We start from the raw sequence: 2,173 nt of genomic DNA on the forward strand, positions 1-2,173 counted from the left end.
ACTCTGGTGCACAAGAACTGGGCGCTTAACCCACTAAATCAGCCAGACCAGTAGGGGCGGTGAGGCTGATCTAAGGGAGTTCAATCAAATAATGTAGGGCAATCTGATTGATCTAAACAATGTCAATATACTTCGAGCTCCCAACAGAATCAAGACAAAAATGCTCTGAAAATCAGCCTGCCCTGCTGAGCGAAAACGCTGTGTGATCTGGCCACCCTCAAGCTCCTCACACGGCGTGACGATTCTCATAACGAATGGCCTGCCCCGCGGACTGGGTTCTATTTCTTGGAAAGCAATCTCGCCCCGCCCGGCCGCAGATCCCCCCACACTGACACATGACGATCCAGCGTCTGCCGGGTGATTCCGAGTTCCTTGCAAAGCTCGCCGACCTTCGTCTCCTACTGCCCCATAGCGGCCATCGCCAGCCGAATCTTCGCCGGCGTCATCTTGAACGGGCGCTCATCGCGACAATTCGAATCAGGCAGGTGCCGGACCTCGTTAAACGTTGAGACCCAATGGTGCTCGGTATCGGAGTCGGCGACGTCGCTTGCGTTTCGCGTGGCCGCTGTTCATCCCCGGCTGGCGCGGTCGAGTGGCACACTGGAGCCATGAGCGAACCCAAGACGGTGCCGACGGATGCGAGTGTTGACGAATTTCTCGATGCCGTGACCCCATCTCGCCGACGGCAGGACGGTATACGGCTCGCCCAGATTTTCCATGAGGTCACGGGCGCTCACCCTGTCCTATGGGGTCCTTCGCTCATCGGCTACGGCAGTTATGGCTACGTGTCGCCGGCCAACCCGCGCACACGCGGCGACTGGCCGAAGACCGGGTTCTCGCCGCGCAAAGCGCAACTGTCGATATATGGGCTGAAGGATCTACCCGCGGGGGTCGCGCTATTGCCCTCGCTCGGGACGTATTCGGAAGGCGCGGGCTGTGTTTACGTCAAGAATCTTGATGACATTGATCTCGAGGTACTGCGCCAGCTCATCGCGATCGCCTGGTCACGGGGAGACGACCCCAAACCGGCGTCGTGATCCCGTAGGACGGACCTCCCACGAACACTCCCCGCGGAGACCGGGCTACGCCGTCAGTGTGGGCAGGCGAGTCGCAGTTGACCCGCCCGCAAGGAAATCCCGCTCACATACCTCTTACGGGACAAGGATTCGGGCTCAACCGCCAATTGCGGCCCCTGGCATGAGTCTGGCTCGTGGGCGATTCTGGAACGCTCCAGTGCACGCATGCCGTCCGGCGCGGGACAGATACGCCGCATCGTAATATGTGGATTCGCAGCGGATCGTCGGCTTGCGCTAGCGCTTTAGGTAATGGCCCATGTTGTCGTGATTCCCGATGCGTTGGCGTTCGTATGAACCGATGACCCTTCCCAGAGACCACGACCGCCAACTAGGTACGGAGTGCCGCGGTACCTGAGGGGCATAAACGTACCCGGCCGACGGGCATATCAAGGCCTAACGGCCTTGCCCCAAATGCTTGTTACACACGCTCATAGAACCGTTCGAGAGGAAGCACCCACTATGTTCGAGCGAGCTAACGAGCGATGCCTGACCTGCGCCGAGTGGGGCTCAGAGTGCCGGCCCGAGCCGTTCGAGGCCGACTCCGGCATCAAGATCGCTTTCGCCCACCCCGAGCAAGGCGTGCACACGGTCGTGGACCCGTTCGAGGGCAGCCGGTAGGCCGCACAGACTTGGCCGCCACGGCGCACGCCGAGCGTGCGGAGACGGAAGCTGCGAGTGCCAGCGACCAGCTTGACCAGGTCTACGAGTTCAGTGCGAAAGCGCGCGGGCGGAAGCGAAGGTGCCAATGCCACGTCAGCGTCAGCAGCAGCAGGGTCAGCAGCGAGTGAGGGAGCATTCCTAAGCCGAGCAGCGCGTTACCGACGTGCGAAACGCCCTCGAACAGCAACTCCGCCTGCAGCGCACCGAGCTGGAGCAGTCGCGCACGAGCAACCGCTGTGTTGCGACGATCACTTGAAACCGCCTGGCAGAAATGGCCCCATTTTCAGTTGGCGTTAACAACAGTTCGGCGTGGCCCGATCGACTGTTTACCGCGCTGTTAACGCGGTGAACTTCGCAAACCGGTTGATTTACTGCGGAGTGGGCACGAGCGGCACAACCTGCACAATCAGTAACGGGTATAGCGCGACTCGGTCGAT

2 protein-coding genes and 1 pseudogene are annotated in these 2,173 nt (G+C 60.5%); 2 read left to right on the forward strand and 1 reads right to left on the reverse strand.

The window, feature by feature from the left end:
- Positions 1–278: 278 nt before the first annotated feature.
- Positions 279–458: pseudogene (locus tag JF66_RS24590) on the reverse strand (recombinase family protein); the annotation flags it as partial.
- 150 nt (positions 459–608) lie between these two features.
- On the opposite strand from JF66_RS24590, the gene JF66_RS17970 reads away from it, so the two are divergent.
- Both JF66_RS17970 and JF66_RS23215 read left to right on the forward strand, forming a co-directional pair.
- Entirely contained in the window at positions 609–1,037 is a 429-nt protein-coding gene (locus tag JF66_RS17970; RefSeq protein ID WP_035880167.1) for a DUF1801 domain-containing protein, read from the forward strand.
- A 498-nt stretch (positions 1,038–1,535) separates the two neighbouring features.
- On the forward strand, positions 1,536–1,694 hold the full coding sequence (locus JF66_RS23215; protein WP_156109902.1) for a hypothetical protein: 159 nt from the start codon (positions 1,536–1,538) through the stop codon (positions 1,692–1,694).
- Positions 1,695–2,173 lie beyond the last annotated feature (479 nt).

Origin of the sequence: Cryobacterium sp. MLB-32, from assembly GCF_000738085.1 — a bacterium.
In the GTDB taxonomy this organism is placed as follows: domain Bacteria; phylum Actinomycetota; class Actinomycetes; order Actinomycetales; family Microbacteriaceae; genus Cryobacterium.

What these genes read in the sequence shown, in the direction of transcription:
- JF66_RS17970 (WP_035880167.1), top strand. Translation starts at nt 609, where the DNA reads ATGAGCGAACCCAAGACGGTGCCGACGGATGCGAGTGTTGACGAATTT.
- JF66_RS23215 (WP_156109902.1), top strand. Translation starts at nt 1,536, where the DNA reads ATGTTCGAGCGAGCTAACGAGCGATGCCTGACCTGCGCCGAGTGGGGC.